The following is a 26,915-nucleotide window of genomic DNA, read 5'->3' on the forward strand; positions in this document are numbered from 1 at the left end:
CCTACTCCGCCGCCACCGGAATGGAGCCCTGCCCAGTCCGTTTTCGTGGTGCACCGACGCGTAGACGCCGATCGGTGAGTGACAAGACCCCACCCAATGCCAACAATCCTGAACCTATCCAGATCCAGACCACCAATGGCTCATACAAGATACGCAGGGTCCATTTGCTCTGTTCTGATTCCGCCGCCGGTTCCGATATCGAGGCGTAAAGGTCCCCTGCCAACGTCGTTCGAATTGCCGACTCGGTCGTACTGGTACCCGCCACGAGATAGGCCCTGCGCTCGGGTTGAAGCGTGGTGACATAAGCGCCATCGCGAAATACCGTCAGTGTGGCCGTGCGAGACAGATAGTTCGGACCGCGAAGCTGTTCCACACCGTCAAAACGCACGTCGAACCCTGCTATCTCAATCTGTGTTCCGGGCTCGGCAAAAGTCACGACCTCGGATTTCCAAGCGCTGGACCCGATAAAGCCGATCATACAGACAGCCAACCCCGCATGGGCCACGACCATGCCGTAATGAGAACGCGGTAGGTTGCGGGCCCGACGCAGGGACTCGGCCAACGGCGCCTCACCCAATTTAATTCGGCTGGCCCACTCTGTCAGCACAGCGCCCAGCAACCAAACCGCAAGGCCGATCGACACTACCGCCAAGGCTGGGCCGCCGGTATCCAGATACCACACAAGCAACGCTACGAGCAGGCTAACCCCGGCCACCCATTTGAGCCGGCCCAGAACACCGCGCAAATCCGCCCGCTTCCATGACAACAGCGGCCCAATCCCCATTACAACGACCAGAACCAGCATGATCGGCACGAAACTGGCGTTGTAATAAGGTGGTCCAACCGAAATCTTTTCACCTGTCACAGCCTCAAGCAAAAGCGGATAAAGCGTACCGAATAGAACCGTCGCCGTTGCGGTGGCCAGCAGCAGGTTGTTAATAAGCAAACCGGCCTCGCGGCTGATCGGGGCAAAAAGACCGCCGCCCTCCATCTCCGGTGCGCGTATGGCAAACAGCGTCAATGAACCACCGATCGCGACAGCCAACAGCGCCAAGATGTAAATGCCGCGTTCGGGATCGACCGAAAACGCATGGACCGATGTAAGCAAGCCTGAGCGGACAATGAATGTCCCCAACAAGGACAACGAGAAGGTCAAAACGGCCAGTAGGATCGTCCAACTTTTGAAGCTGCCGCGCTTTTCGGTCACAATGGCCGAATGGAACAGCGCTGTGCCAGCAAGCCAGGGCATAAACGAGACATTCTCGACCGGATCCCAGAACCACCAGCCGCCCCAACCCAGTTCGTAATAGGCCCACCAGCTGCCCAGAACGATACCAAGTGTAAGAAACACCCAGGCCGCCAATGTCCAGGGTCGGACCCACCGCGCCCATGCCGGATCGACCCGCCCCTCAATCAGGGCAGCCACGGCGAAAGAAAATACGATCGAGAAGCCGACATAACCCAGGTATAGGAACGGCGGGTGCATAGCCAGGCCGACATCCTGCAACAGCGGATTTAAATCCTGACCATCCAGCGGTGCCGGAAACACCCGGTCGAACGGGTTCGAGGTGAACAGCATGAATGACAGGAACCCCGCACTGATCCAGGCCTGCACTGCCAGAGTGCGCGCCTTGAGTTTCAGCGGGATGTTCCGAGCCAACAGAGACACACCCAGCCCGAAAATCACCAATATCAGAATCCACAACAGCAGCGACCCTTCGTGGCTACCCCAGGTCGCAGCCACCTTGAAAAGCATCGGTTTCAGCGAATGAGAATTGCTGGCCACATTTAGCACAGTGAAATCGCTGACCACGAAGGACCACATTAGAGCGGCGAAGGCGATAGCAACCAGCGCTGTCAGCAGGACCGAGGTCGCAGATGCCGATCGCATCCACATGACATTGTTCCGGGCTGCTCCAATCAAGGGTAATACGCTTTGCACCAAGGACACGGCCAGGGCAAGCGCCAGGGCGAACTGCCCGATTTCCGGTATCATTCCAATCCCTCCGGATTTCCGGTTTTGCGGCCTTGTCCGACAATCCAGCGCTGGAGGGTCAAGCGCATTATTGCCGCACCCCCCTCCGGCTGATGCATTCTTGACGAGCGCAAGTCTGGCCGGTGGCCTTGACCTTCCAGCGCTGGAGACCCCCACCATTCCGGCTTCACCAATGGGCGTACCGAACATTTTGTTTTCAGGACACGGATTCAGGAAACAAACGAACACGAGGGCAAAATGACACGGAACAACAGCAAGATTTTGTGCGTCTGGCAACGCCTCCAGGCCGTAATGCTGGCTGGGGGGCTGAGCCTCGGGTCACCTGCCATGGCCCAACCTGAAAACCGTCCGGCTGACAACGTGGCGATGAACTCGCAAGCCTCCAGCAACATGTCAGGTATGGGAAGCATGTCCACGATGATGCGCCCCGACGCGGTACCGCCAACGGGTGTCGTTGGCGGTATGCATCCGCCTGAGGGTGTTTTGATGCCGGTGTTCTCTTACATGAACATGGAGATGAACGGAAATCGTACCGGAACGCAGTCGCTGTCTACCTCGGACGTGCTGTCGCAGTATCCGATCGCGCCGCTCAGCATGAGCATGAACATGGCGATGGTCGGCCTGATGTACGGTGTGACCGACGAAATCTCAGTGATGGCGATGCTGCCCTATACACGTAAGACGATGAAGCACCAGACCCGCATGGGCCAGACCTTTAAGACCAAGGCACAGGGGTTTGGCGATCTGAAGATCATCGGCGGATATGATATCTACAAATCCAACGGGCAGGTGCTGGAACTATCTCTTGGCCTCAGTCTGCCGACCGGCTCGATAGACGAGACCGACACCACACCGGCCGGGCCGGACCAGCTGTTGCCCTACCCCATGCAACTGGGTTCAGGCACTTACGACCTGCTGCCGGGCGTCACCTATACGGGCCAGAACGCGGATTGGTCGTGGGGCGCCCAGCTGGCCGCCATGATCCGGATGGGTGAGAATGATGCCGGTTACACCTTGGGCAACGTCTATTCAGCAACAGTTTGGGGTGCACGGCGCTGGAATGATCAGTTCAGCTCTTCGTTGCGGGTGGTCGGCGACATCGTCAAAAACATTGACGGGTCGGATGCACGCCTGAACCCAGGCATGGTGCCCACCGCCGATCCGACCCTGCGCGGCGGACAGTTTCTGAGCATCGGAATCGGAGTGAATTACCTTGTGTCGGGATCGGGCGTTTTGGCGGGCACGCGTCTGGGTATCGAGGGCGTGATCCCGGCGTATCAAGATCTGGATGGGCCCCAGCTTGAACGCGATTACACAGTCTCCTTCGCGATACGCAGGGCGTTCTGACCCTTCAGCCCCAAACCGACTGTAAACGGACAATCAGCGCCGCCGCGGTGGTCAGAACGACCACTGACACCGCCATCAGTAGAAGGGCCAATATCACAGGTCCGCCGCGCCCGGGTACGCGACGTGCCAGTTGGGCCGCAAATCCAGTACCGTGGGCGATCTGGCTCTGAACAACGGATAGGTACAGTGGCAGCGCTCCGACCAGCGTGGCGTACAGGTAAACGCCTGAGATGTTCTCGAAGTAGGCGGAGCGCACCAGCGTCGGACCGACTACCCGCAACGCCACTACGGGATCACCGCCGAAAGACCCGAACCAGTCCGCCGAAAGCGCGTAGATCAGCGCATGCAGCCCGATGAACAGGACGGCCCGAAGCAGCAGGTCAATCAGCAGATACCGGGCCGGGATGGCCCATTTGCCCCGCGCCCTTACCCCAACTGCGAAAAGAAAAAAGCTGAGATAATTTACGAGGAACACGACCGGCAACCCGTTCGTCACCACCTGGCGCAAAAACCGAACAAACGCGGGACCACTGTTCAGGAGGTGCGTCGCAAAGCCCGGCGTGCGCAAAACGAAGATGGCCAACAGCGGAAACAACGCGAGGCAACTGACGATCAGCGTGTTTCTGGCAAACTTCCAGAAAGGCAATTCAGTGGCAAAATATCTGTTCATTTCATTTAGTTTGCCAACGGTTCCAGCGCAATGTCGATGCCAAATGGGTCACAGACCTGCCACAGAACCTTCGATTATATTATTCCGCAAGCCCTCGACCCGCCTTACGCGCAAAAATAGACCGTTTTGATCGTTACTTTTGGCGCACTCATAAATCACAATCACATCTGATAAGTATCCCTTATCAAGTATAATTGATTTTGCGGGAAAATGGGCGCAGAGTGGGCCGTATGAGCACCCCTGAGCCCTATCTCCCCGCCCCCTCCCCTGCCCTGTCGCAGTCTGACCAGGACGCCCTGACCGATCTCTATGTCCGCGGCACACCCGCCAACACGCTCAGGGCCTATGAGCGCGATTTGCTCTATGTAACGGCCTGGAAGGCAGCACGGTTCGGAGTGCCGTTGGACTGGCCCGAGAGCGAGGCCACAGCGCTGGCCTTCATTCTCGATCACGCCCGCGATCTGGGAGATGCCGCGCCCGAGGATGTCGCGCGTCAGAGTGCCGAGATGTTGATCGCGCAAGGGCTACGCAAGTCCCTCGCCTGCCCGGCCCCTTCTACGCTGGACCGGCGCATCGCCTCCTGGCTGGCCTTTCATCGAATGAAGAACCTGACCAGCCCTTTTGATGCGCCGCAGGTGAAGCAGGCCCGTGCCAAGGCGCGCCGCGCCGCCGCCCGGCCCCCTGCCCCAAAATCGCAGCAACCGATTACCCGCGATGTGCTCGAGCAGTTGCTGTCCACTTGTCGGGGGTCCCGGCGGGATTGCCGCGACCGCGCCATCTTGATGCTGGGTTGGGCTTCGGGTGGTAGACGGCGCTCGGAGATCACCGGGTTGATGTTTGAAGACGTCTCGCTGAAGGAGTTCGACGAGAAAAGCCTGGTTTGGATTTCACTGCTGGAGACCAAGACGACAACCAAAGGTGAAACGCCGCGGCTGGTGTTGAAAGGCCGCGCAGCCCAAGCGCTGGCCCATTGGATCGAGGTGGGTGAGATTCAGGACGGCCCCTTGTTCCGGCCTGTTTCAAAAGCCGATCGGGTGTTAACCCGCCGCCTCAGCCCGGATGCCATCGCGCAGATCGTCAAGCGTCGGGCGAAACTGGCGGGCCTGCCGGACGGGTTCGCTTCCCCCCATGGGCTGCGCTCGGGCTTCCTGACCCAGGCCGCGCTGGACGGCGCCCCGATCCAGGCCGCGATGCGCCTCTCCCTGCATCGCTCCATGGCCCAGGCGCAGAAATACTACGACGATGTGGACATCGCGGATAACCCGGCGACTGATCTACTGGGGTGAGTAGTTACTGACTATTTAATAATCCCCGCTTGAGGGAAACTCCGGCTGCTGTGCCTATGTCTTGTTTCCTGTCGCATCTGTTAACGTGGCCAGCGCGGAAACATGTCGCGGCAGATCGCAACGGGAATGCAGGATATCAACAATGATCACCGCGTCCGGCTGATCCAGATAAACCAGGAAATGCTCTCCTGCGCGCACATATCTGAGATCCGCCGCCTCTTCGACCAATATAGAACAACTTCGGCTGGCCACCCTGCCCTCTGTGATGGCCTGACAGCGCGCTATTAGTTCTTGTTCATAAAGATCGGCTTGATGCGATCCAAACTTGTCGATGGTCCATCGGGCAATTTCCACCAGGCTGGATTCAGCGCGGCGTGTCAGTCGAAAGGGTCTGGTCACGCCTTGGCTCGTGCCCTTGCAAAGGCACGACGGATCGCATCCGAACCCCTGCCTTCTGCCAAATCTCCGGCCTGAGCCTGCGCTACACCCTCCTGCAAGCCTTGTTTGAGAGACTCCAGCCCCGCTTCTTCCCGCTCCAAAAGCCGAAGGCCGGCGCGCAACGCTTCACTGGCGTTCTGATATCGACCGGACGCAACCAGATTCTGCACCAGTTGATCCTGCGATTCTGTAAGTACAACATTGCGGGTTACCATGGCGTAAGCCTCCTTTTTGGCAATATATGCCAACGAGACCGTCTGTTCAACGATTGAGGAGCCCAAAATCACTAATTCGAGCAAGCTGGTTTTATGGACGCTAATGGGACGTGAACACACGGATCATGTCTGTGATCCCATATGAATCCAATGACGGTAGAGACTTGCGTCAAAAGCCGCGCCGCGCAAGCACAGCTGCACTGGATCGAGGACAGTTCCGTGTTCCGTCGCAACTTACAGGCGCACAATTCCCGAAACCCCGCCCTCACGGTATGCCATTTCTTGGGCAATTGGCGAGCGGCTGACTCTAGCCGGAATGTTCGCGTGTTTTCCTCTGCGCACGGGCTGAGCTCGGTGTATCTGACCCAGATCGCCATGCCATTCTCACCGCATCGTACTCCCGTACTGGCGCAGAAGTATTGTTACGAAGTTGGTATCGCAGAAAACTCGATAACGAAATTGTTGGTGAGAGAATTTGACCAATCAGCTCAACTAGCTCCCTGCCCTTCCCAATTGCGCAATTTGCGCCAAAAGCCGTTCGGCCTTCACTCCAACTCCATGCTAGAGGCGTTCTACTCAAAGCGGAGCATAGGGAGGAGTTTTACAGGAATGCCTTCGCATGCCTACGTTAGAACTTCATCGACTGAAAGAACCCATGATCCCGCTCAACCGAGTTTACAACTGTAAACCACCCTGCTCTGATGCAAAGCGTATGTAGTCCTCCGCGTTGGAAAACCTACAATATAGGCGAAAATCCTTGACTTAGTGCTATGAATCACGGCTGTTTATCTCAAGTGGCGCAAAAATGACCACATTCTTTAATTTGAGGCAACTACATGATTCCCGTGACACCACTTGCGGCAGAAAGACCATCGGCACTCGCCACGGAAATATCTGAGAGATTAAACTCGGCTATCCGGGAACATCTACTTGCTGCATTTGCCCCCGACAACACCAAATCACTGCGAAATTTTGCAGCGCCAGAAGCTGCTGAACTCTTAGGAGTCTCAGGTCAATTCATGCGCAAAGTCCACGCAGAGGGAACGATTCCTGAACCGAATGACGTACGCAGCGGTAGGCGTTACTATACTGCCCAAGAACTTTGGGAGGCTCGCGAAACGCTTGAGAAAACCTCACGCAAAAAAGGGCGCTATGTCCCTCGCCGGACTGAAGGAGAAAAGCTCCAAGTCTGGCAGTTGATGAACTTCAAAGGCGGCAGCAGTAAGAGCACCACAACAATTCACTTGGCTCACTATTTTGCGCTTCGCGGTTACCGTGTGCTGGCTGTTGATCTGGATCCTCAAGGCTCTCTTACATCCATGTGCGGCATAAGCCCCGAAATAGAGTTTGACGGGCTGACGATTTACGATGCTATTCGATATGAAGATCCGGTAGATATGGCGGACGTCGTGCTTCCGACGTACTTCCCCGGTCTCTCTGTGGCTCCGTCACGGCTTGTTCTTTCCGAATTTGAGACAGAATCTGCCGTTCACTCCAACCCAGACCATCCGTTCTTTACAAGAATACGGAATGCCCTGGCCCAGGTGGAAGGAGATTTTGACCTTGTTCTGATTGATAGCCCACCTCAGCTAGGATTCTTGACAATTGCTGGGATGGCGGCCGCCAGTTCATTGCTTGTGCCACTTACACCTTCGATGCTGGACGTGTCTTCGACGGCTCAATTTCTCGAACTCGCTGGTGCTTACATGGCAGTCATTGAAGATGCCGGCGCTACGCTCGAATACGACAACTTCAAATTCCTGATAACGCGTGACGAGCCAACAGACGTACCGTCTCAACAACTGGCTTCGTTCATGCGGGCACTGTTTCAGGATCGCGTTATGTCAGCCACAGCCCTCAAAAGCACCGCGGTCAGTGACGCCACAATGCTCAAACAATCAATTTACGAAGTCGTGCGGTCAGAAATGACACGCGCAACTTATGATCGGGCAAAGAACTCAATGGATGCGATCGGCTCTGAGGTAGAGCAAATGATCCATCAAGCATGGGGACGCAGCTAATGGCTAGAAAGTCGCTTCAGGAGATGTCGGGGATCGCAAACACCATCGCGCGCTCTGGCCCCAAGGCCATCGATAAAACTCCAAAACCCAATGCCCCTGCTCTTGGTGCGCTTCAGGGCTCTCTTGCCGCAATCAGGGAAATTGACCCTGCTCTGATCGACGACTGGGGGCCTGCCGATAGGCTCGGTGAGTTTACAGCTGTAAACATTGACGAAGAAGACGATAGTTTTGAAAGCTTGATGTCGAGTATACAAGACGGTGGCCAACAAGTTCCCATTCTTGTCAGAAGATCGAAATCCGACGGTCGATACGAGGCAATTTATGGACGGAGGAGGCTCAAAGCCTGTCGTGAACTTGGTATTAAAGTCCGCGCCAATGTTCAGGATATCGACGATGCTTCAGCGCTTCTCGCCAAAGGGCTTGAGAATGCTGCGAGGCGCAATCTTTCCTTCTACGAGAAAGCACGTTTCGCCGAGGCGATCCTGACTTCCGGGCATGACACGGCAACGGTGCGGCAAGTATTGAACGTTTCGAAATCAGGGCTGTCTCACCTGACAAAAATTACGCAACATGTTCCTGCAAAGATTGGTGACATGATCGGCGCAGCCCCAAAATCAGGCCGCCCAAAATGGACCGTGCTTGCAGAGCACTTCGTTGCAGGCAAGCTAGCGGAAGATGAAGCTGCAAATCTTCTTGCAACCATTGAGCCATCGATGTCGTCAGATGATCGGCTGGAAATGCTCCTAAAAGCAGCTGCCAAACGCGGTGCAAGACAAAGAGAAGGTGCAGCCGAACTCAACCCAATCGAAGGCGTTACAATCAAATCTACCAACGGATCACTAACTGTTTCGGTCAAAAGGACCGGAGCTAACGCTGGCTTCGCTAGCTGGTTGGACGAAAACATGGCTGAAATCATTAAGCGCTCACACGCTGAGTTTACAGCTGTAAACGCCAAGAAAAAGAACTGAGGACGAGCAGAAAGGAGGAAGGCAAACAAACAAAACCCCCGAAACCGGAGCTTCGAGGGCTGCTGCGCAAAGCGCAATTCTTAGATTAGACACCTAGAATCTAGCAGCACCCGAATCGCCACACAAGAAAAAACGCTCTTGAGCGAACGGGTAATTTTTGTCTGCCGATAGATAATCATGAAAACACTAACAGCATTGGCTCCAATTGGAGCGACCTTGTCGGGAACGGCAGGGCAGGGGAACAGTACGCCCAAAAAATGGATACTTCTTCGCGCCGTTGAAGAGGCCAGAGAACCTCTTGGGTTAAAATCCACAACTCTCAATGTCCTGAGAGCGATGGTTTCCTTTATGGGCGGTGATCAGATTGCTGCGGACCAGGATGATCATCACATCTGTTTCGCGTCCAACGCGGCGATAGCCAAACGAACTCATGTCAGCGTGCAGACAGTTGAGCGTCATATCTCGACGCTGGTGGACCTTGGACTTATCCGCCGCGTCATGAGCGCAAACGGTAAGCGATGGGCGCGCCGGGATCGCCAGGGCAGGGTGGTCACCGCAACTGGGCTCTCCTTGATGCCTTTGTCTGAACGGCACGCTGAGTTCATTCAGGAAGCCCAGAGGCATGCTGATCGCGTTCTCGAGTTCACTGTACTCCGTGACAAAGTTTCCGCCGCTCTGGCGCGCCTTAAGGAACTCGTAGCAAATGACACCGCGATCTCTGATTTGGTGACCACCGTACGCAATGCTCTGCGTCGCAAACCAGATGCGAATGTACTCAGCGAGCTGTTGGCAGAAATCTCTGTGGAAATCTCCGAGATAACACAGACTGATACAGAAAATTTGAGGGCCAGTGACAGTGAAATTGAGGGGCACAAAGAGGACTCTTTGAATCCGGAAGTTAAGAAAGAAAAGCTTTCTCAGATTCAGGTTTCTCCAGACCAAATGGAGCGCAGTTTTCCACGGCTATGCTCAGAACTACGCTTTGCAAAAGATCAGCACCACTGTGATCGGCTTATGGATGATATCGCCGAGTATCTACGGCTTGGCCAAACCTGGTATGCAATGAAATCAACTTTTGGCCCAGCTATTCGCTTCATTGTTCTCGGATACATCTTTCAACGTGCTGAGAACATACAATCTCCAGGGGCTTACCTGATTTCGTTGCTGGCCAAGATCGAAAAGGGCGAATTGTCTCCAAAGGCAATGCTCTCGCGGACATCCAATGCTACGTAAATTTGGGGAAACAGGATGAAATTTACCGTTTTCAGATTACACCTCCAAGTGATGACTGGATCGAAGGGTCTGAAAAAGGTGAGCTATAGGATTGACCTCTATAAATCACGCAACCATAAATAGTGAGTTATAGAAAGGAAGCTTATACCTCACGATGTGGAACTGGCAGAACCCTGACTGGCCTACCTTTCGTTACGACGCCGCAAGACTCGAACCATACGAGCAACAGTTCCTGTTGTCCTCAGGGGAAGTTCTTGGAGCGGTTCATCATGTGAACACATCGGATCGAGATCAATTGCGTATCGACCTGCTAAGCGAAGAAGCAATGAAGACCAGCGCGATCGAAGGTGAGATGCTGGATCGTCTCAGCGTGCAATCTTCCTTGCGCCGACATCTTGGACTGGCTCCCGACAGCTATCCATCCAAACCGCGCGAGCAGGGCGTTTCTGAAATGATGGTGGATGTTTATTCCAACTATTCGGAACCACTGTCACACGACACCCTGTTTCGGTGGCATGACATGCTTCTGTCCCATGACAGGCATCTGGAAACGATTGGATCATACCGGAGCCATGAGGATGCGATGCAAATCGTCTCAGGCAGGCTCGACCGCCCAACGGTGCATTTCGAAGCTCCACCTTCACATCAGGTTCCGGCTGAAATGGACCAGTTCGTAGCCTGGTTCAACCGGACCGCACCGGATGGTCCCGAACCATTGCGCGCACTGATCCGGGCCGGTTTGAGCCATCTGTATTTCGAGAGCATTCATCCCTTTGAGGACGGCAATGGCCGGTTGGGTAGGGCGCTGGCTGAAAAGTCCTTGGCCCAGAATATCGGTCAGCCAAGTCTGATTGCCCTTGCTTTCACGATCGAGCGAGAGCGGAAGGCTTACTACGACCAACTCGAACGCCATCAAAAGACGCTGGAAGTCACACCGTGGCTCGTCTGGTTTGCCGAAACTGTCCTTACAGCACAGCAGGTGACGCTTGAGCGGGTTGGTTTCTTTATTTCCAAGACGCACTTCTATGATCGGTACCGTGATCAGTTCAACACTCGCCAAAGCAAGGTAATCGCCCGTTTGTTCAAGGCTGGGCCGGATGGGTTCACAGGGGGATTGAGCGCTGAGAACTATATCTCGATCACGGGAACATCGCGCGCCACAGCAACGCGGGATCTCCAGAACCTGGTAGAGAAGGGCGCTTTGATCCGAACGGGTGAACTCCGGTACACGCGATATTGGTTAAAGCTAGATCGGGACGGGTAGGGGGCTGAAGTACGGCACGAAGCGCGGGAAGTGGAAGTTCGCTGCAGTCGCTACGCATGCTCGCAGGAAATGCGGAAGCTGACGTTTAGATAGCTTCCCAAGCGAGCATCTTTCTGTCCCGCCGCAAGGCGGCTCCGAGTTCGTACTTCATATGAATGGTCCATGCCGAAACTGGCGCAATGGGCGGGAAACGAACCTTCGTCGTGTCAATCCCGAACTCCGCTATGCGGCCTAAGCCGAGCTAGAGCTTGTCCACGCCGGTCATATTGATTGAATTCCGAAAGTGTGGAAACGTTCATATGGTAGACGCGTTAACGGCGATATTTCACATGAAGCGTATCCTGTTCTCAGTTGTGTTTTGTTTTCTGCCTGCGATGGTGCTGGCGGACAAAGTTGCCTTGGTAATTGGCAATGCGAACTACCAACATGTCAGCAATCTCAAAAACCCGTCGAATGATGCGATCGACATTGCAGAGGCATTGCGCAGGATCGGGTTTGAGGTCACAACAGGTCTTGATCTGGATTACCGCGACATGCGCCTTGCCATACGTGACTTTGGAGAAAAGGCAAAAAACGCCGAGTCGGTCATCGTATACTTCGCCGGCCACGGCATCGAGTTGGACAACACGAACTTCCTGATCCCTGTCAGTGCGGAACTGCGGAGCGACCGTGACATCGAACTCGAGGCAATCCGCCTCAACACATTGATTAGCTCCATCGCGGGCGCACCCGGCTTGAAGATCGTGTTGGTTGACGCCTGCCGCAACAATCCATTCCTCGCGACTATGGAGCGCACAAACAGCACCCGCTCAATTGGACGCGGACTTGCACGTATCGATCCGGGAGGTGTGTTGGTTGGATATGCTGCAAGGAGCGGAACGCTGGCGCTTGACGGCGATGGCCGCAACAGCCCCTATGCTCAGGCTCTGCTCAACCACATCGAGGAACCCGGACTTGAGATTGGCAAGTTGTTTCGGCGAGTCCGCGACAGGGTTTACACTCTGACAGAAGGCTATCAGGAGCCATTTACTTATGGCTCGCTTCCCGCCAGAGACATTTTTCTTGTTCCAGATGCGGCTGCAGGCTCGACGCCAGAGGAAGAAATTGAGCGTGTCGAAGACCAGATTTATGCGGACTTTGAACTTGCGCGTTCGCTCGGAAGGCTTGATGCGATCGAGATGTTTCTGGAGCGATACGAAGGCGAAAGGGATCATTTTGCAGTCGCGCTCGCCCTTTCGTTGCGGGACGACTTGCTTGCTGAGCACCAGAAGGACGAAGTGCCGGGCAACAGTAGTACTGCGCGAGACAAAGTAGCAGCTCTTGTGCCGACATCGCCTCAAAGCGCGAAGGATGATACAGAGACGCGCAGCCTGATCCGTGATATACAAACTGAGCTAAATCGCGTTGGCTGCAGCGCTGGCACAGCGGACGGTGTTGCGGGCCCACGCACGAGATCTGCTTTCTCTCGGTATATCAGCGCTAGAGAGAATCTTGGACTGACGCCTGAGAGCCTCGAGACCAGTGAAACTCTTGCCGCACTTCGAGGAGAGCAAGGAAGAGTCTGTAATCAGTTGGTCGCGCCGTCTTTCGCGACTTTTGATGGTGACTACATTGTCTTAATCAGACGCAGATGGGACGATGATTATTGGCAAACAACCAGTCGGCCCGACAAGGCCTATTTCCCCGGAAAAATCGAGCCACTTGCAGCCTTGCGCATCAATCGCAATGGAGACAAGCTGACCTTGCTATCTGCCCAAGGCTTTGCGGCCGAAGGGCCTTGGTTTAGGGACTTCACTGGCAAATTCGATGACTCCGGTCAGTTGAAATTGCGCTTCACATTGAGTTCGCATTTCGGGCAGGCGACACCCTATAAGGTCAATATAAGCGTCAAACTGCCCGAAGGACTTTCGCCAGGAAGAAGGCTTGTCTACGAGCCGCGCAGGATTGACGGGCAGTTTTTTCTGAATTTTCTAATACGCCGTGTCAGTTGAAACTTTAAAGCGATGTCCTTGCCTGCTCCGCAAGAAGACCGTCGCTCTGGGCTCCTCGTCGCTGTTCGCCGCAGATTTCGCCAAGGTCTTGTTTGGGCCGTCCGCGAAGACGGCCCAAGTTGTTAGATTTCAATGGCCTCTGCGATCGCAAGCGCATCTTCCAGCTCAACACCGAGATACCGGACGGTGCTGTCCATCTTGGTGTGCCCAAGTAGCAGCTGGACCGCCCGCAGGTTGCCGGTCTTCTTGTAGATCTGTGTGACTTTTGTCCTCCGCATCGAATGCGTTCCGTATGCACTGGCCTCCAGACCGATCGACGTGACCCAATCCCGGACGATCCGGGCGTACTGGCGTGTCGAGATGTGCAAGCGTTCATGGAAACGACCCGGCCATAGGTACTCCGAGCCGACCATGAGCTCATCTTCCATCCACTTTTCAACCGAGGCGCGTGTGCCTTCGGAGATTTCAAAACGAACCGGCTTCTGCGTTTTGCTTTGCAACACCGAAGCTCGTTCCTTGATCTGGCCGGACGCCATCACGTCGACGACTTTCATCTTCACGAGATCGCAGCCACGCAGTTTGCTGTCGATTGCCATATTGAACAGCGCCAGGTCCCGATGGTTCTCGGCGAGTTCAAGTCGAACACGGATTGCCCAGACGTGTTTTGGTTTCAGTGGCCGTTTTTGCCCAACGATGCGCCCTTTGTTCCAAGCCGGGCGAAGCGCACGAATGGCCGGTAAGTTTGGTGTTTCCATGACTGATCCTCCGATCCGCCATGCCCTCCCACAACGACAACCTGACGTTGACGATGCCTCCATATCACGGGATGCTGCGTCGCATCCGAGGTCGGGGCTGAGCCCAAATTGACCAATTCTGTCGTCAGGATCAATTGGCGCATACTGTCAAGAAGCTGCCACTCAAATTCGCGGATCAACGCAAAGCGAGTGAGAGTTTGCGGTCCGCACGTTCCACCAAATGCTTCAATCGGTGGCAGTTAACTTCGGGTCAGACGAAGATCGCTTCAGACGCCATATGTGCAAGATCGAACCCAGATGAATGCTGCACCAATGCGCGAATTGCGAGATTTTCCAGGCTCTGATGCTCAGGAAACGGGAGTGTGAATCCTACGGGGCAAAAGAATCCTTGACCAATTCCAACATCAGCTCTAGTAAAACTGAAATGACGTTTTGCTAGATGAAACGATTGCGAATGATTATGTGGAGCCGCGCATGTCGCGAAGCCACAAACCAACCAACAGTTCGGGAGGAGCCTGACATGATGAAAGATAACCAAAAACTGAAGCTCACCACGGCGCTAGTGGCAGGTGGCCTGGCCATTGCTTCGCCTGCCTTTGCCGAGGGAGAGGTCGTGTTTGCGTCCTGGGGAGGCTCGTTTCAGGATGCCTTGCGCTCAGCCATGCTGGAACCTGCCGCTGGTGCGCTGAATATCACTGTCAAGGAAGATACGACAAACGGCATTCAGGACGTGCGCGCGCAGATCACGGCGGGTGCCGTTGCATGGGACGTTACAGAACAGGATTTGCCTTCGTGTGAAACCCTGAGCCGGGAAGGCAGCCTTGAGCCGATCGACTATTCGATTGTTGACACCACAGGCATTCCGAAAGAGCTGATCCATGACAATTACATCGGCTTCATCAACTTCACCAAGGTGATTGCCTATCGCAAGGATGCATTTGGCGACAATGGCCCGTCCAATTGGGCAGAGTTCTGGGATCTGGAAAACTTCCCCGGCAAGCGCGGTATGCACGGCAAGGTGAACTATAACCTCGAAGCCGCGCTCATGGCGGATGGTGTGCCGATGGCCGAGATCTATGACACGTTGGCCACGAATGAGGGCAAGGCGCGCGCATGGGACAAGCTGGGTGAGATTGCCCCCGAAGTTACCGTTTGGTATCGCGGCGGGTCGCAATCGGCGCAGTTGCTGCGTGACGGCGAAGTGGACGTGATCCATATGGGCCATAACCGCGTAGAAAGCGTGATCGCGTCGGGCATTGATGTGGCCTATGCCTTTGATGGCGGCACGATGGACGTGGACTGCTTGTTGGTTCCCAAGGGGGCTCCGAATAAAGACAACGCGATGCGCCTTATCAACGAATTGCTGAGCGCCGAAGCACAGGCGAGGCTGGCGGTGACCATGCCGTTGGGTCCGGTGAATTCGGGTGCCTTCGGCACCGGGATAATCTCGGATGAGATGGCAGTGAAGGTCAACACACATCCCGACAACTATGGCAAGCAGCTTCTGGTCGATCCGAACTTTTACATCGGCCAGCTGGGCGAGTTGACCGAAGAGTTTGACACGCTGATCCAACAGTAAAAAATATCTGGGCGCGGCACATCTTGTGCTGCGCCCATTTTTGTCAGGTTAGGAGCCCCCATGTCACCTGCAGCCCACTCCCTTCCCATCGATATATCCAACCTGTGCAAGGCCTACGGATCGGTCAAAGCGCTGAATGACGTGTCTTTGAACATCGCCGCGGGCGAGTTCCTGACATTGCTGGGGCCATCAGGCTCCGGCAAGACGACGCTTTTGATGGCGCTGGCCGGATTTGTGCGTCCTGATGGCGGGTCGATCCGGTTTGGCGAACAGGAAATGATTGCAACGCCGCCCCACAAGCGCGGCCTTGGCATGGTGTTCCAAAGCTATGCGTTGTTTCCGTTCATGACGGTCGCAGAAAACGTGGCTTATCCGTTGAAAATTCGCGGGGTGTCCAAAAGCGATCAGAAGGCCCGCGCCGAGCGCGCGCTGGAGACCGTGCAGCTGGGCGGTTATGGCGACCGGCGCATCACGCAATTATCCGGGGGACAAAGACAGCGCGTGGCCCTTGCCCGCGCCATGGTTTTTGAGCCGCAGATCATTCTGATGGATGAGCCGTTGTCAGCGCTCGACAAGAAGTTGCGCGAACATATGCAAATCGAATTGAAGGCGCTGCATGAAAAGCTGGATGCAACTGTCGTTTACGTGACCCATGACCAGCGCGAAGCCCTGACGATGTCGGACCGGATTGCAGTGGTCAATCATGGGCGGATCGAACAGATCGCGACGCCTGAGCGGCTCTATCGCCAGCCGCATAGTTTCTTTGTGGCGGATTTTATCGGGGAATCCATTTCCCTGCCGGTTAGTGTAGCGAATGACACGGCGCAGCTTGGCGAGCGCGTTCTGAAATCCAATACGCCTATTGCGCTGGGCAGCGGAGGCCATCGTCTGATCATCCGGCCCGAGTTGCTGGAAGTCACAGCAGGCGCGGTGCCAGACGCCGCCAATGACCTGTCCGGCCAAGTGCATGACATCATTTATCAGGGCGACAGCGTTCTAGTGATCGTTCAGCACGACAGCGCTGGTCAGATCAATGTGCGTGTGCCTGCCAATCGCGCGGGCCAAACCGGGTTGCCGTCGAAGGGAGAGCAAATCGGCCTTGCCCTGCATCCCGAAGATACGATCATCGTACCGGAACATGTGGCATGAGTATCGCCGAGACGTATGAAGGTGCTGGGACTCTTCAGAATGCCAGCACGCTCAAATCCGAAGAACGCCGCGAAAAACTGACGTTTCTTGGGCTTTCGATGCCTGCGGTTTTGACGATCTTGATCGTCGTCTTCCTGCCGATTTTCTGGCTGTCTTCGCTGTCGTTTTTCAATGCGGCAGGCGAACTGAGCACGGAAAATTACACGCGCATCTTTAGTAGTGCTCTCTATCGGCGAACCTTTGTCGTCACGTTTCAGATCAGCATTGCCGTGACGGTGATTTGCGTCCTTCTCGGCTACCCGCTGTGCTACTGGCTGACAAAGATGCCGAACAAAACAGCGGCCATTCTGATGGTGTTTGTGCTGGTCCCCTTCTGGACCTCGGTTCTGGTGCGGACCTATGCGTGGCTGGTGCTTTTGCAGCGCAATGGGATCATCAATTCGTCGCTGATGTCACTTGGCATTATCGAAGAACCGCTGCAACTGGCGCACAATCTGACCGGCTCCATCATTGGCATGGTGCATATCATGCTGCCTTTTTTGGTTCTGCCGCTCTACGCCACTATGCGCAATATTGACGGCGACCTGGTCCGAGCCGCCGTGGGCCTTGGTTCCAGCCCGCGCGGGGCCTTTTGGCGGGTATTTTTCCCAATGTCCCTGCCGGGCCTTTTTGCCGGCATCGTGCTGGTTTTCATCCTGTCGCTTGGGTTCTTTGTCACACCGGCTTTGCTGGGCGGTGGCCGGGTTCAGATGCTGGCGCAGCGTATCGAAAGCACCATCACAGTCTATTCGAACTGGGGGGCCGCATCAGCCCTGGGCGTGGTCCTGCTGTTGCTGGCGCTGGCGATGATCTGGCTGATGAACCGTGTCTTCGGGCTCGACAAACTGTTTATGCGCTGAGGATCTGAAAATGGAACAAGTCGGACAACGTAAAATCGACGGCCTGTGGCTGACAGTGGTCGGCATTGCTGTGCTGTTCTTTCTCATCCTGCCCACGCTGATCGTTATCCCGATGTCGTTTTCGGGGGCATCCTATCTGGAATTCCCGCCGACATCGCTCTCGTTTCGCTGGTACGTGGCCTATGTCACGTCGCCGGAATGGATGAGCGCAACAAAGACCTCGCTGATCGCGGCGGCGCTGACCACGGCAATCGCGACGCCCCTGGGCTCACTTTGTGCCTATGGTCTGCATTGCTCTGCGCCTCGTATCAGGAGCGCGGCTCAAATCCTTGTGATCATGCCGATTGTCGTGCCAGTGATCCTGATCGCTGTTGGAGTGTTCAGCCTCTATGCCAAGCTGGGGCTCAATTACACACTGACCGGGATCGTGATCGCCCATACTGCGCTGGCGCTGCCATTCGTGATCGTGACGGTGATGTCGGGATTGCAGAATTATGATTTCGATCAGGAGCTTGCAGCGCGCAGCTTAGGGGCGTCCCGTGCATACGCATTGTGGACAATCACCGTACCGCAGGTGAAATTCTCGATCCAGACAGGGGCTTTTCTGGCATTTATCACGTCGCTGGACGAGGTTGTGATCTCGATGCTGGTCTCGGGCGGGGAAAACGCCACAATCACCCGGCGCATGTTCAATTCACTGCGTGATCAGCTTGATCCGACAATCGCGGCGATCTCGACCTGTCTGATTGTCGTGTCCATCACGGCGCTTATCGGTGTGCAGATGATCGGGCGTCGGAAAGACAAGGCACAATGATGCGGGTCTTATTTTTCGCCAAACTCCACCCGAATCTGGCGGGCGGCATCAAGGACCGCCGCGCGATACTTTTCGACGGCTGTGTCATTGAAGCGGACGCGCAGGCCGGACAAGCTGATCGCGCCCAGCAATTCATCTTCGAACCCAAGAACAGGAACCGACAGTCCGGCGACGTCAGGATCGCGTTCACCAAGGCTGAGATAATACCCGGCCTTTCGGATGCTGGCCGCCTGTTTTCCCTGCCGGATGGAATAAGCATCCAGCACCTGACCCGAAGAGCCCATGCTCAGCGGAATGATCTCGCCCTCCTGAACGTGATCCCGCGCAAGCCTTGGCGAATTGACCCGGTAGAGGCACACGCCAGAGTTGCCGCGTTGCACATAAAACGACGCACTTTCGCCGGTCGCATTCACCAAATTCGCAAGCACCGGTCGCACAATTGGCCCCATCCGCAGGTTTTGGCGAAACACGGATCCAAGACGCCACAAAGACGGCCCGAGGTGAAACAGACCCTCGGCGTCTCGCGTAATATGACCAAACTTTTCAAGCGACACGCTCAGACGCAGAATTGTCGCCTTGTTGACCCCGCTGCGGTCCGCAACCTCCTTCAAAGAGAGGCCTGCATCGCCCGGCTCAAAGATGTCCAGCACACGCAATGCGCGCTCTACCGCTTCGACACCACCATTGGCGTCAGGGGATCGGGGCTTGTCGGGCATAGGCAGACCTTTCGACGCAAATCCGTCGCTTTTTATAGCCGGTTTGAGCGCAATTGGAAATCGCAAATAACGAAGGCGTCTGGCAATGAATAGCGCGCGGAAACAAATGATAACAGCTGGTTATGCGGACCTTCCTTTTGGCATTCATTCGCAATGTAAGGCTGATTGTGTTGGGGTTATGGGCGTTCCGAGCGAAGTTAACACCGGGCCCCGATCCGGCACCTCTCTGGCACCCGATGCGCTGCGCAAAATGACTGCCCAACTTGGGATCGGACTGCCTGTAGATGGTCGGGATCTTGGCAATCTGGACCTGTCAGGGGATTGGCCTGCCGCGTTGGAACAACTTGTGACGCAAATGGTGGATCACGGTGTTGTACCCGTTGTCTTGGGTGGCGCGTCTGATGTCGCCTCGGGTGTGCTGGGGGCCTTGCCTGATCTGCCAGTTGTCGCGGCCATGCCGTTGGCCCGGCGTGATATCGCGACGCGAACAGCCAACACGATCTGGGTGGGATTGAACGGCGATCAACCTGCTGGTGTCTGGGATCTGATCAGCCAGCGCAAGATGGATTGGCGCACCGCGCGGCAGTTGGATGAAGGGCACGGCGACTATTCTGACACGCCCGAGCGCGCTGTCTTGTGGATCGACATATCGGTCATTGATCTGGGGCATGCAGCTGGCAGCGTCGGCCTAAATCCCGGCGGGATGAAACCTGAAACGCTGGTTTCCGTCATTGGTGCCATGTCCTGTAAATGGCAGGCGATTGTGATCACCGGCCTTGCGCCTGCGCGCGACACCAGGGGAATGTCGGAACTGGCGGCGATCGAAACCCTGAACGCGGCGTTGCACAATGAGTGAAGCGGCGCAAATACAGTTTGACGCGATCCCCAGTTTTCTGGGCGCATCCATTGGCGATCTGGAAGATCTCGTGCCCGGTCAGGTCGCGATTGCAGGCTATTTTTGTGACAATCTCGCCCGGCCATCGGCAGGGCAACGCTATCTCGCGCGCCAGCTTCGGTATGCGTCCTGCCCCACAGTAACACCCGCGAATGCAATTGACCTTGGGGACGTGAACGTCTTTCCGCTAGAACCTGACAAGCATTTTCTCGCAGTTGCCTCGCAATGTGAATCGGTTCTTGAAACCGGTGCCCGCATGGTGTTGGTAGGCGGCGATTCCAGCGGTTTGGAAGCGCTTGACGTCGCCGCAAGACAGGTCACAGGTGCGGATGTTCCCATCATTGGGGTCAATGGCGGCGCAGTGAGCCATTTGCCCCGCACCCAACCGGTCATCCTGTCTGTGGATTTACAAGAGCTTGCGGGCAAATGGGTATCGCACCCGCATCGCCTGACGGGAATGTCACCAGCACAAATGATCGCGCAAATTGACGCCACCCCGGGCGATACCATCGCGGCTGCGGTTTTTGGGCTTGCCCCGGAACTGGACAACCGTGGCAAGGCTGAAACCCGCGCTGCACTGGCGATCCTGCAAGCGGTCACAGCTCGTCTTGAGAAAGGAGCAGGCTGATGCCTCTACGTTCGGCCCCGTTGCCGCGCATGGCAGGGCATCTGTCGTTCATGCGCTCTCAGACCAAAGCAATCGGCGACGTCCGGTCTGGAGATCTGGCCGTACTGGGCATCCCGTTTGAAGATACAAACGCACCTCATGCAGGGCAATCTCTGGCGCCGCGTGCATTACGCGAAACCTCGGTCTATTTCGGTTGGCACGCAAATCCACAATTCAGTCACCCCGTAGATATCGATGCGCGTCAGGATATCAGTACCGATGGCCTGCACGAGCGGCTTTGTGATCTCGGAGATATTGCACCGGGGTCCGAAGATGCGATCCACGCGGCCTTGAAGGCGGCCATGCGTCAGATCAGCGACAATGGCGCCTGTGCAATCTTTTTGGGCGGATCAGATCGCATGTCCGAGACGGCGCGGAGCGCGCTCCCTCATTGTCAGACAGTGCAGCTTGGCGGTACACCAGCCGATGCGCGCGATTTTCATATTGCGCCCTTGCCGAACGGAACGACCACGCCGGTAAATAGAGATACTGCCGCGCAGCGTGCCGCGTTTTCAGAGTGGCGGGATCCATCAAAGCCGTTGTTTGTTCGGTTTGATCTCTCGGTGTTTGAAACATCGCTCAGTGCGCTTTGTGATCGGCCCCGTTTGGGGGGCTGCGATCTTGCGACGGTGGTGCAATGGCTTGAGCTTTTGGGACGGCACGAGGTCAGCGCCATTATGTTGACCGGTCTGAATCCGAACCGTCCCGGAATGGGTGTCGTGAAGGTTGGCCAACGCCTGATGGTCACGGCTCTTCTGGCGTTTATCTATGCGCGCCTCGGCTTTGGGATTGATTTTCCGCGCCGCCAAACTTCCAAGGAAAAAGTACTGACATGACTGCAGCGATAACGACATTTCTCCCGCCTCTGGCACAACCGGGGTATCGGCTGTTTGATGGGCCTCTGCTCGATGCCGCCGACGTCCGTCCGGGCCAAATCGGTGTGGTGGGTATGCCCAGCGATTGGACACATTCAAGCCGGCTCGGAACCAGGTTTGGTCCCGAGGCGCTGCGTAAGGCAACGACGGTATTGCAATCCATGCGACCGCAGGGGGTCAGTTTTGATCCAGATACGGGCCAAAGAAGCGCAACGGCCAGCGACTGGCTCGTGGATTGCGGGGATGCAGTGATCACCCCTGAGGATGTAGACGCAACCACCGAGGCCATTGCCGCAATGACCGAGGCGCTGAGCGTTGGAGGGGCGATCCCTCTGGCACTGGGCGGTGATCACTATAATAGCTTCCCGGCCTGCCTTGGCTATTCCCGTGGGTTGGCCAAACGCGCACCAAATGCACGTTTTGGGTATATCCAGATCGACGGTCATCTGGATTTCTCTGACCGGCTTGGCGCGTGGGGCAGCCATAACCACGCAACCAATGCCCGTCGGATTTCCGAACTGCCCAATGTCGACGTGTCCAATATGGTTTGGGTCGGGATCACCGGTTGGGTCGACAGCGGTGAACTCGCCTTGATCGAAGAGCAGGGCGGTCGGGTGTTTTCGGCTGGCGACGTACATAAATTGGGGACGGCAGAGGCAATTCGTCAGGCGTTGGAGCATGCCATGAAGGGATGTGACGAACTGTATCTGTCAATCGACATCGATGCGATGGACGCTGGCTACCTCCCCGGCACCGGCTCAATCGTTCATAGCGGTATTACACCGCGTCAGTATTACGATCTGCTGGATGGGCTGGCCGAGGCCCCGTTGGGTGGACTGGATATTGTTGAGGTGTCCCCTCCTCTTGATCCGTCGGAGCGTACCGAATTTCTGGCTGCAGAAATGTTGTTCCGGATCCTGCGTCGCTTCCGCACACAACCTGTGACCGGGGCGGTGACAGAGCAATGATGGACTACAAAGGAACAGAGCAGCTGGGTGGGTTTTCCCATGCAGGAAAAACACTTGCGCCCGCGACACGGCCCTGGATCACAGACCTGTCAGCGCTTTGCCCTTACGAGGGCCTGCAACCCGGGAACCTACCGGAATTTGAACGCGACCCGAATTGGGACAACTGGGCGCTCACCGACAGTCCCAAAGACCCGAACCTGCGCCTGAACTGGCATCTATTTGAGGACGGTGGAAGAAGATTGATGGTCGCCGACCGGATGCTTATGAGCCGCGTCAGCTGGCAGGATCTGGATGATGCGGGGTATGTCCATGGCACAGAGCTGTCGATTGATGGACGCCTGTTTCGCTGCCGGTTGCTTACGGGGGGGGATACGCCCTGTAGTGACCCTTTTCAGGGGGCGACGCGCCCCAATGAATGGGATGCGCTGGTGGGGGGCAGCGGGGCGTTGAACGCTCCGCAACCGGACCCGGCCAATAGTACAGCACCGCTTTGCCCGGATCATCTGACCTCGCCTCATAACCGTTTGTGGAACTGGTTCGGCGCGGTCAGCTGGACCGCCGAACCGGTTGCCAGACGGGCCGATGGGCGGGTGTGCAGGGGCTATCATGGCCCGACCTATTTTTACGTGAATACTGTGGACCACCGGCATGAAGATATCGGGTGGCGACCAGTTCTTGAGGAAGCGCTATGACTGCAAACCCCTTTGCCAACTTTATCGCCGGATCATGGGTTGCTAGCAGCGACGCGGCCCCCAATGTCAACCCGTCCGACCTGAACGACACGATCGGCGAGTATGCCCGGGCAAGCGCCGATCAAACGGTTGACGCAATCGAGGCCGCGGCCGCGGCCCTGCCGAATTGGCGCAAGACATCGCCTCTGGTCCGGTTCGAAGCGCTCGACCGGATCGGGTCGGAAATCCTCGCCCGTGTAGACGAGCTGGGCGATATGCTGGCCCGCGAAGAGGGCAAAACCTTGCCCGAAGCCAAGGCCGAAGCGCATCGCGCCGGGCATTTGTTCAAATATTTCGCGGCTGAGGCGTATCGTGCGACCGGCGACACCTACCAATCTCTGCGCGAAGGTGTGTCGCTAAATGTTGTACGCGAGCCAATCGGCGTTGTGGGCGTAATCACGCCCTGGAATTTCCCACTGGCGATCCCCGCATGGAAAATCGCACCCGCTCTGGCCTATGGCAATACGGTTGTGTTCAAACCTGCCGAACTGGTGCCCGGATCGGCATGGATGTTGTCCGATATTATTGCCCGTGCGGGCGTGCCTGAGGGGGTGTTCAACCTTGTGATGGGAAAAGGCCGTGAGGTTGGGGAGGCAATCGTTACGCACCCCAAGGTGTCCGGGGTCACATTCACCGGTTCCACACCCGTCGGTCGCCATATGGGGGCGGCGCTGTTTGCGCGAGGAGCGAAAATGCAGCTGGAGATGGGGGGGAAGAACCCCTTGATCGTGCTGGATGACGCCGATCTGGATCTGGCGGTGCACTGCGCCGTTCAGGGCAGCTTTTTCTCAACCGGACAACGCTGCACAGCGTCTTCCCGCCTGATTGTGACCGAGGGCATTCACGACGCATTTGTTGACCGTCTTTGCGCGGCAATGAAAGACCTTCGGATCGGTGATGCGCGCGCTCCGGAAACCCAGATTGGTCCGGTCGCCAGTGAAGCGCAGCTCGCCATCGACAAACGATACGTGTCTCAGGCTGTGGATGACGGTGCAACGCTTGCCGCAGGTGGTGGCGAGGTCAAATCCAAAACAACCGGCCATTACTTTGCGCCTGCGTTGTTTACGGATGTGTCACCCGACGCAGCCGTGGCACGAGACGAAATCTTTGGGCCCATCGCCGCCGTGTTACGCGTGCCGGATTACGACGCCGCCCTGGCCACGTCCAACGACTGCGAATTTGGATTGTCCGCAGGAATTGTCACGCGGGATCCCGCCAAAATCGATCACTTCTCGCAGAACGCCGAAGCAGGCATGATACAAGTCAATCTGCCCACCGCCGGCATGGATTTCCACGCACCCTTTACGGGCCGAAAGGGATCCTCTTATGGTGCACCGGAAAAAGGCAGCTATTGCCGCGAGTTTTTCACGGCGGCCAAGGTTGTACACGCGGGGCGCGGATAATGTCGCAGACACCTTTGAAGGGCATTCGTGTTCTTGATCTGACCAATGTCCTTGCCGGTCCGTTCTGTTGTCATCATCTGGCGCATCTGGGCGGCGAGGTTATCAAGGTCGAAGCCGTCGGTCGGGGCGATCTCGCCCGCCAACTGGGGGCCGACCCAGAGCTGAACAAAGTCAACATGGGCGTGTCCTTTCTCGCCCAGAACGCGGGCAAGAAATCGGTCACGGTCAACCTCAAGAACCCACGGGGTCGAGAGATTTTTCTGAAACTGGTCGAAACTGCAGATGTCGTGGTTGAAAACTTCCGGCCCGGCGTCATGACGCGCCTCGGCGTGGGCTACCAGACCCTGAAAGAGGCCAATCCGACCCTCATCTATTGTGCTATCTCCGGCTTTGGCCAAGAGGGCCCGTGGATACGCCGCCCGGCTTATGACCAGATCATACAGGGAACCTCGGGTGTGATGTCGATCACCGGGGATAGCGACAGCGCGCCGCTGCGCGTTGGATATCCGGTGGCAGACACTGTGGGGGGCATCACCGCAGCCTTTGCGATTTCATCTGCTCTGAACGCCAATCCGCGCGGCACCTTTATTGATGTGTCGATGCTGGAATCGGTGCTGGCGACAATGGGCTGGGTGGTGTCGAACTATCTGATCGCCGGCGTCAATCCGACTGCCAATGGCAATGAAAACCCCACTTCGGCGCCTTCCGGTGCGTTTGAAGCGAAGGGCGGGTTGATCAACATTGCCGCAAACAAAGACCAGCAATGGGAGCTACTGACGGACCACCTGGGATTGGCCGCGCTGCGCGAGCGGCCTGAATATGCCACGCGCGAGGATCGCAAACGCAATAGGCTGGCTCTGAAAACTGAGCTGGAGACCGTGTTGAAGACCCGGTCACCGCGCGACTGGGCCAAGGAACTCAATAGCATTGGTGTGCCATCAGGAGCGGTTTTGACAGTGCCGGAAGTATTGGAAATGCCGCAGGTTGCAGACCGCGGTTTCCTCGACCAGTTTGAAAACGTCCCCGGCGTCGGACGCGACATTCAGGTTGCCACGACCGGGATCAAATTGGACGGCAGCGCGCCCACCGTCGATGCACCACCGCCCACATTGGGGCAGCACAACTCTCAAATCTGGAGCGAGTTAGGTCTTTCACCGGAAGACATTGAAAAACTGGCAAAGGATGGCGCGATATGACGGACCCCGCAGGACGCAATGACGCCGATGCCATTTGCCACTGGTGGCGCACCGAAATTATCGACATGGCTCCGGGGCGGATCGCCTTTCGCGGCCACCCGATCCAGGACCTGATCGGAAACGTCAGCTTTGCTCAGATGATCTGGCTCATGGTGCGCGGCAATTTGCCCACGCCAGAACAGGCGGCGCTTTTTGAATGCGCGCTGGTGGCGGGCGTGGATCATGGTCCGCAGGCGCCATCGATAGCCGCAGCGCGTATGGCCGCGACCTGTGGGCTGGGGCTCAACAACGTCATGGCCACCGGGGTCAACATGTTGGGTGACGTGCATGGCGGCGCCGGTGAACAATGCGCCGAGCTTTATTTCGACGTCGCCAAACGGATGGATGACGGCGCTGAACAGGAAGTTGCCGTCCGCGACGGTATCGCCGCCTGGTGTGAGGAAAATGGCAAGATCGTCTCGGGTTTTGGCCACCGTTTCCACAAGCCCGTCGATCCCCGCGCACCGCGATTGATGGCGTTGGTACGCGAGGCCGCGATGTCAGGCACTGTAGAAGGGCGATTTGCCGATATCGGTGAAGCTATACAGACGGAAATCGGACGTAAGCGCGGTGCCGATATCGCGATGAATATCGATGGGGCCACGGCTGTTATCTTTTGCGAATTGGGGTTCCCGGCACCGCTTTCCCGGGGATTGTTCTGTCTTTCCCGCTCGGTTGGCGTCTTGTCTCATGGCTGGGAACAGATTCAACAGGGCGGGCGGAACAAGGGGCCAATGCCGCCGCGTTATCTGCCGGAATATATTGGTGTCAAATCGGAGCGCTAACCCGATGACCATTGA

25 protein-coding genes are annotated in these 26,915 nt (G+C 56.4%); 19 read left to right on the plus strand and 6 right to left on the minus strand.

Annotated features, from left to right (window positions below; genetic code table 11):
• Position 1: 1 nt before the first annotated feature.
• On the minus strand, positions 2-1,996 hold the full coding sequence (locus ACR0A2_RS18585; RefSeq protein WP_152460790.1) for a heme lyase CcmF/NrfE family subunit: 1,995 nt from the start codon (positions 1,994-1,996) through the stop codon (positions 2-4).
• A gap of 237 nt (positions 1,997-2,233) precedes the next feature.
• Here ACR0A2_RS18585 and ACR0A2_RS18590 point away from each other — a divergent pair, with 237 nt between their 5' ends.
• On the plus strand, positions 2,234-3,343 hold the full coding sequence (locus ACR0A2_RS18590; RefSeq protein WP_152460791.1) for a transporter: 1,110 nt from the start codon (positions 2,234-2,236) through the stop codon (positions 3,341-3,343).
• A gap of 4 nt (positions 3,344-3,347) precedes the next feature.
• Here ACR0A2_RS18590 and ACR0A2_RS18595 read toward each other — a convergent pair whose 3' ends face one another.
• Positions 3,348-4,013 (minus strand): hypothetical protein, encoded by a 666-nt coding sequence (locus ACR0A2_RS18595; protein ID WP_152460792.1) that lies wholly within the window; start codon positions 4,011-4,013, stop codon positions 3,348-3,350.
• 230 nt (positions 4,014-4,243) lie between these two features.
• Here ACR0A2_RS18595 and ACR0A2_RS18600 point away from each other — a divergent pair, with 230 nt between their 5' ends.
• Positions 4,244-5,299: a tyrosine-type recombinase/integrase gene (locus ACR0A2_RS18600; protein WP_170417862.1), complete on the plus strand. Its 1,056-nt coding sequence runs from the start codon at positions 4,244-4,246 to the stop codon at positions 5,297-5,299.
• Between the two features lie 54 nt (positions 5,300-5,353).
• Here the strand turns inward: ACR0A2_RS18600 and ACR0A2_RS18605 are convergent, their stop codons facing one another.
• Positions 5,354-5,698 (minus strand): type II toxin-antitoxin system RelE/ParE family toxin, encoded by a 345-nt coding sequence (locus ACR0A2_RS18605; RefSeq protein ID WP_170417859.1) that lies wholly within the window; start codon positions 5,696-5,698, stop codon positions 5,354-5,356.
• Complete coding sequence (locus ACR0A2_RS18610; RefSeq protein ID WP_170417856.1) at positions 5,695-5,952, minus strand: type II toxin-antitoxin system ParD family antitoxin; 258 nt, start codon at positions 5,950-5,952, stop codon at positions 5,695-5,697. Before ACR0A2_RS18610 ends, ACR0A2_RS18605 begins: the two co-directional genes overlap by 4 nt.
• 836 nt (positions 5,953-6,788) lie before the next feature.
• On the opposite strand from ACR0A2_RS18610, the gene repA reads away from it, so the two are divergent.
• The 5 genes from repA to ACR0A2_RS18635 all read left to right on the plus strand — a co-directional run bounded on the left by repA (position 6,789) and on the right by ACR0A2_RS18635 (position 13,429).
• Positions 6,789-7,973, plus strand: a complete 1,185-nt coding sequence (repA, locus tag ACR0A2_RS18615; RefSeq protein ID WP_170417853.1) for a plasmid partitioning protein RepA — start codon at positions 6,789-6,791, stop codon at positions 7,971-7,973.
• On the plus strand, positions 7,973-8,941 hold the full coding sequence (repB, locus tag ACR0A2_RS18620; protein ID WP_170417850.1) for a plasmid partitioning protein RepB: 969 nt from the start codon (positions 7,973-7,975) through the stop codon (positions 8,939-8,941). Before repA ends, repB begins: the two co-directional genes overlap by 1 nt.
• A gap of 177 nt (positions 8,942-9,118) precedes the next feature.
• Positions 9,119-10,174, plus strand: coding sequence for a helix-turn-helix domain-containing protein (locus tag ACR0A2_RS18625; protein WP_170417847.1), 1,056 nt, complete (start codon positions 9,119-9,121; stop codon positions 10,172-10,174).
• 154 nt (positions 10,175-10,328) lie between these two features.
• Positions 10,329-11,438, plus strand: coding sequence for a Fic family protein (locus ACR0A2_RS18630; protein WP_170417844.1), 1,110 nt, complete (start codon positions 10,329-10,331; stop codon positions 11,436-11,438).
• 329 nt (positions 11,439-11,767) lie between these two features.
• Positions 11,768-13,429 carry a caspase family protein gene (locus tag ACR0A2_RS18635; RefSeq protein ID WP_170417841.1) on the plus strand — a complete coding sequence of 554 codons (1,662 nt, stop codon included), beginning with the start codon at positions 11,768-11,770 and terminating at the stop codon, positions 13,427-13,429.
• Between the two features lie 122 nt (positions 13,430-13,551).
• Here ACR0A2_RS18635 and ACR0A2_RS18640 read toward each other — a convergent pair whose 3' ends face one another.
• On the minus strand, positions 13,552-14,184 hold the full coding sequence (locus ACR0A2_RS18640) for a tyrosine-type recombinase/integrase (protein ID WP_093037018.1): 633 nt from the start codon (positions 14,182-14,184) through the stop codon (positions 13,552-13,554).
• A gap of 523 nt (positions 14,185-14,707) precedes the next feature.
• On the opposite strand from ACR0A2_RS18640, the gene ACR0A2_RS18645 reads away from it, so the two are divergent.
• Genes ACR0A2_RS18645 through ACR0A2_RS18660 form a run of 4 tightly spaced genes read left to right on the plus strand, consistent with a single transcriptional unit; the run spans position 14,708 to position 18,625 of the window.
• A complete protein-coding gene (locus ACR0A2_RS18645; RefSeq protein ID WP_170602122.1) occupies positions 14,708-15,763 on the plus strand; it encodes an ABC transporter substrate-binding protein in 1,056 nt (351 codons plus the stop codon).
• A 60-nt stretch (positions 15,764-15,823) separates the two neighbouring features.
• The gene (locus tag ACR0A2_RS18650) at positions 15,824-16,912 is read left to right on the plus strand and encodes an ABC transporter ATP-binding protein (protein ID WP_170417835.1); all 1,089 of its coding nucleotides are present in this window, start codon (positions 15,824-15,826) and stop codon (positions 16,910-16,912) included.
• Entirely contained in the window at positions 16,909-17,811 is a 903-nt protein-coding gene (locus ACR0A2_RS18655) for an ABC transporter permease (protein ID WP_170417832.1), read from the plus strand. The genes ACR0A2_RS18650 and ACR0A2_RS18655 overlap by 4 nt, the downstream gene beginning before the upstream one ends.
• A gap of 10 nt (positions 17,812-17,821) precedes the next feature.
• Positions 17,822-18,625, plus strand: a complete 804-nt coding sequence (locus ACR0A2_RS18660) for an ABC transporter permease (RefSeq protein WP_170417829.1) — start codon at positions 17,822-17,824, stop codon at positions 18,623-18,625.
• Between the two features lie 8 nt (positions 18,626-18,633).
• Here the strand turns inward: ACR0A2_RS18660 and ACR0A2_RS18665 are convergent, their stop codons facing one another.
• A complete protein-coding gene (locus tag ACR0A2_RS18665) occupies positions 18,634-19,341 on the minus strand; it encodes an IclR family transcriptional regulator (RefSeq protein WP_170417827.1) in 708 nt (235 codons plus the stop codon).
• Between the two features lie 178 nt (positions 19,342-19,519).
• Here ACR0A2_RS18665 and ACR0A2_RS18670 point away from each other — a divergent pair, with 178 nt between their 5' ends.
• The 8 genes from ACR0A2_RS18670 to ACR0A2_RS18705 are packed head-to-tail and all read left to right on the plus strand — an operon-like array spanning position 19,520 to position 26,900.
• Positions 19,520-20,197, plus strand: a complete 678-nt coding sequence (locus ACR0A2_RS18670) for an arginase family protein (protein ID WP_170474326.1) — start codon at positions 19,520-19,522, stop codon at positions 20,195-20,197.
• Positions 20,190-20,864 (plus strand): hypothetical protein, encoded by a 675-nt coding sequence (locus ACR0A2_RS18675; RefSeq protein WP_170417821.1) that lies wholly within the window; start codon positions 20,190-20,192, stop codon positions 20,862-20,864. Before ACR0A2_RS18670 ends, ACR0A2_RS18675 begins: the two co-directional genes overlap by 8 nt.
• Positions 20,864-21,739: an arginase family protein gene (locus ACR0A2_RS18680; protein WP_170417818.1), complete on the plus strand. Its 876-nt coding sequence runs from the start codon at positions 20,864-20,866 to the stop codon at positions 21,737-21,739. Before ACR0A2_RS18675 ends, ACR0A2_RS18680 begins: the two co-directional genes overlap by 1 nt.
• On the plus strand, positions 21,736-22,746 hold the full coding sequence (locus tag ACR0A2_RS18685; RefSeq protein WP_170417815.1) for an agmatinase family protein: 1,011 nt from the start codon (positions 21,736-21,738) through the stop codon (positions 22,744-22,746). Before ACR0A2_RS18680 ends, ACR0A2_RS18685 begins: the two co-directional genes overlap by 4 nt.
• Positions 22,743-23,438 carry a hypothetical protein gene (locus ACR0A2_RS18690; RefSeq protein ID WP_170417812.1) on the plus strand — a complete coding sequence of 232 codons (696 nt, stop codon included), beginning with the start codon at positions 22,743-22,745 and terminating at the stop codon, positions 23,436-23,438. Before ACR0A2_RS18685 ends, ACR0A2_RS18690 begins: the two co-directional genes overlap by 4 nt.
• Positions 23,435-24,880, plus strand: coding sequence for an aldehyde dehydrogenase family protein (locus ACR0A2_RS18695; RefSeq protein ID WP_170417809.1), 1,446 nt, complete (start codon positions 23,435-23,437; stop codon positions 24,878-24,880). The genes ACR0A2_RS18690 and ACR0A2_RS18695 overlap by 4 nt, the downstream gene beginning before the upstream one ends.
• A complete protein-coding gene (locus tag ACR0A2_RS18700; protein WP_170417806.1) occupies positions 24,880-26,076 on the plus strand; it encodes a CaiB/BaiF CoA transferase family protein in 1,197 nt (398 codons plus the stop codon). Before ACR0A2_RS18695 ends, ACR0A2_RS18700 begins: the two co-directional genes overlap by 1 nt.
• Positions 26,073-26,900: a citryl-CoA lyase gene (locus ACR0A2_RS18705; protein WP_170417803.1), complete on the plus strand. Its 828-nt coding sequence runs from the start codon at positions 26,073-26,075 to the stop codon at positions 26,898-26,900. Before ACR0A2_RS18700 ends, ACR0A2_RS18705 begins: the two co-directional genes overlap by 4 nt.
• Positions 26,901-26,915 lie beyond the last annotated feature (15 nt).

Source organism: Ruegeria sp. H8 (assembly GCF_056532905.1).

Coding starts and splice junctions, on each gene's coding strand:
- ACR0A2_RS18585 (WP_152460790.1), bottom strand. CDS start 1,996: ATGATACCGGAAATCGGGCAGTTCGCCCTGGCGCTTGCCCTGGCCGTG.
- ACR0A2_RS18590 (WP_152460791.1), top strand. CDS start 2,234: ATGACACGGAACAACAGCAAGATTTTGTGCGTCTGGCAACGCCTCCAG.
- ACR0A2_RS18595 (WP_152460792.1), bottom strand. CDS start 4,013: ATGAACAGATATTTTGCCACTGAATTGCCTTTCTGGAAGTTTGCCAGA.
- ACR0A2_RS18600 (WP_170417862.1), top strand. CDS start 4,244: ATGAGCACCCCTGAGCCCTATCTCCCCGCCCCCTCCCCTGCCCTGTCG.
- ACR0A2_RS18610 (WP_170417856.1), bottom strand. CDS start 5,952: ATGGTAACCCGCAATGTTGTACTTACAGAATCGCAGGATCAACTGGTG.
- repA (WP_170417853.1), top strand. CDS start 6,789: ATGATTCCCGTGACACCACTTGCGGCAGAAAGACCATCGGCACTCGCC.
- repB (WP_170417850.1), top strand. CDS start 7,973: ATGGCTAGAAAGTCGCTTCAGGAGATGTCGGGGATCGCAAACACCATC.
- ACR0A2_RS18625 (WP_170417847.1), top strand. CDS start 9,119: ATGAAAACACTAACAGCATTGGCTCCAATTGGAGCGACCTTGTCGGGA.
- ACR0A2_RS18630 (WP_170417844.1), top strand. CDS start 10,329: ATGTGGAACTGGCAGAACCCTGACTGGCCTACCTTTCGTTACGACGCC.
- ACR0A2_RS18635 (WP_170417841.1), top strand. CDS start 11,768: ATGAAGCGTATCCTGTTCTCAGTTGTGTTTTGTTTTCTGCCTGCGATG.
- ACR0A2_RS18640 (WP_093037018.1), bottom strand. CDS start 14,184: ATGGAAACACCAAACTTACCGGCCATTCGTGCGCTTCGCCCGGCTTGG.
- ACR0A2_RS18645 (WP_170602122.1), top strand. CDS start 14,708: ATGAAAGATAACCAAAAACTGAAGCTCACCACGGCGCTAGTGGCAGGT.
- ACR0A2_RS18650 (WP_170417835.1), top strand. CDS start 15,824: ATGTCACCTGCAGCCCACTCCCTTCCCATCGATATATCCAACCTGTGC.
- ACR0A2_RS18655 (WP_170417832.1), top strand. CDS start 16,909: ATGAGTATCGCCGAGACGTATGAAGGTGCTGGGACTCTTCAGAATGCC.
- ACR0A2_RS18660 (WP_170417829.1), top strand. CDS start 17,822: ATGGAACAAGTCGGACAACGTAAAATCGACGGCCTGTGGCTGACAGTG.
- ACR0A2_RS18665 (WP_170417827.1), bottom strand. CDS start 19,341: ATGCCCGACAAGCCCCGATCCCCTGACGCCAATGGTGGTGTCGAAGCG.
- ACR0A2_RS18670 (WP_170474326.1), top strand. CDS start 19,520: ATGGGCGTTCCGAGCGAAGTTAACACCGGGCCCCGATCCGGCACCTCT.
- ACR0A2_RS18675 (WP_170417821.1), top strand. CDS start 20,190: ATGAGTGAAGCGGCGCAAATACAGTTTGACGCGATCCCCAGTTTTCTG.
- ACR0A2_RS18680 (WP_170417818.1), top strand. CDS start 20,864: ATGCCTCTACGTTCGGCCCCGTTGCCGCGCATGGCAGGGCATCTGTCG.
- ACR0A2_RS18685 (WP_170417815.1), top strand. CDS start 21,736: ATGACTGCAGCGATAACGACATTTCTCCCGCCTCTGGCACAACCGGGG.
- ACR0A2_RS18690 (WP_170417812.1), top strand. CDS start 22,743: ATGATGGACTACAAAGGAACAGAGCAGCTGGGTGGGTTTTCCCATGCA.
- ACR0A2_RS18695 (WP_170417809.1), top strand. CDS start 23,435: ATGACTGCAAACCCCTTTGCCAACTTTATCGCCGGATCATGGGTTGCT.
- ACR0A2_RS18700 (WP_170417806.1), top strand. CDS start 24,880: ATGTCGCAGACACCTTTGAAGGGCATTCGTGTTCTTGATCTGACCAAT.
- ACR0A2_RS18705 (WP_170417803.1), top strand. CDS start 26,073: ATGACGGACCCCGCAGGACGCAATGACGCCGATGCCATTTGCCACTGG.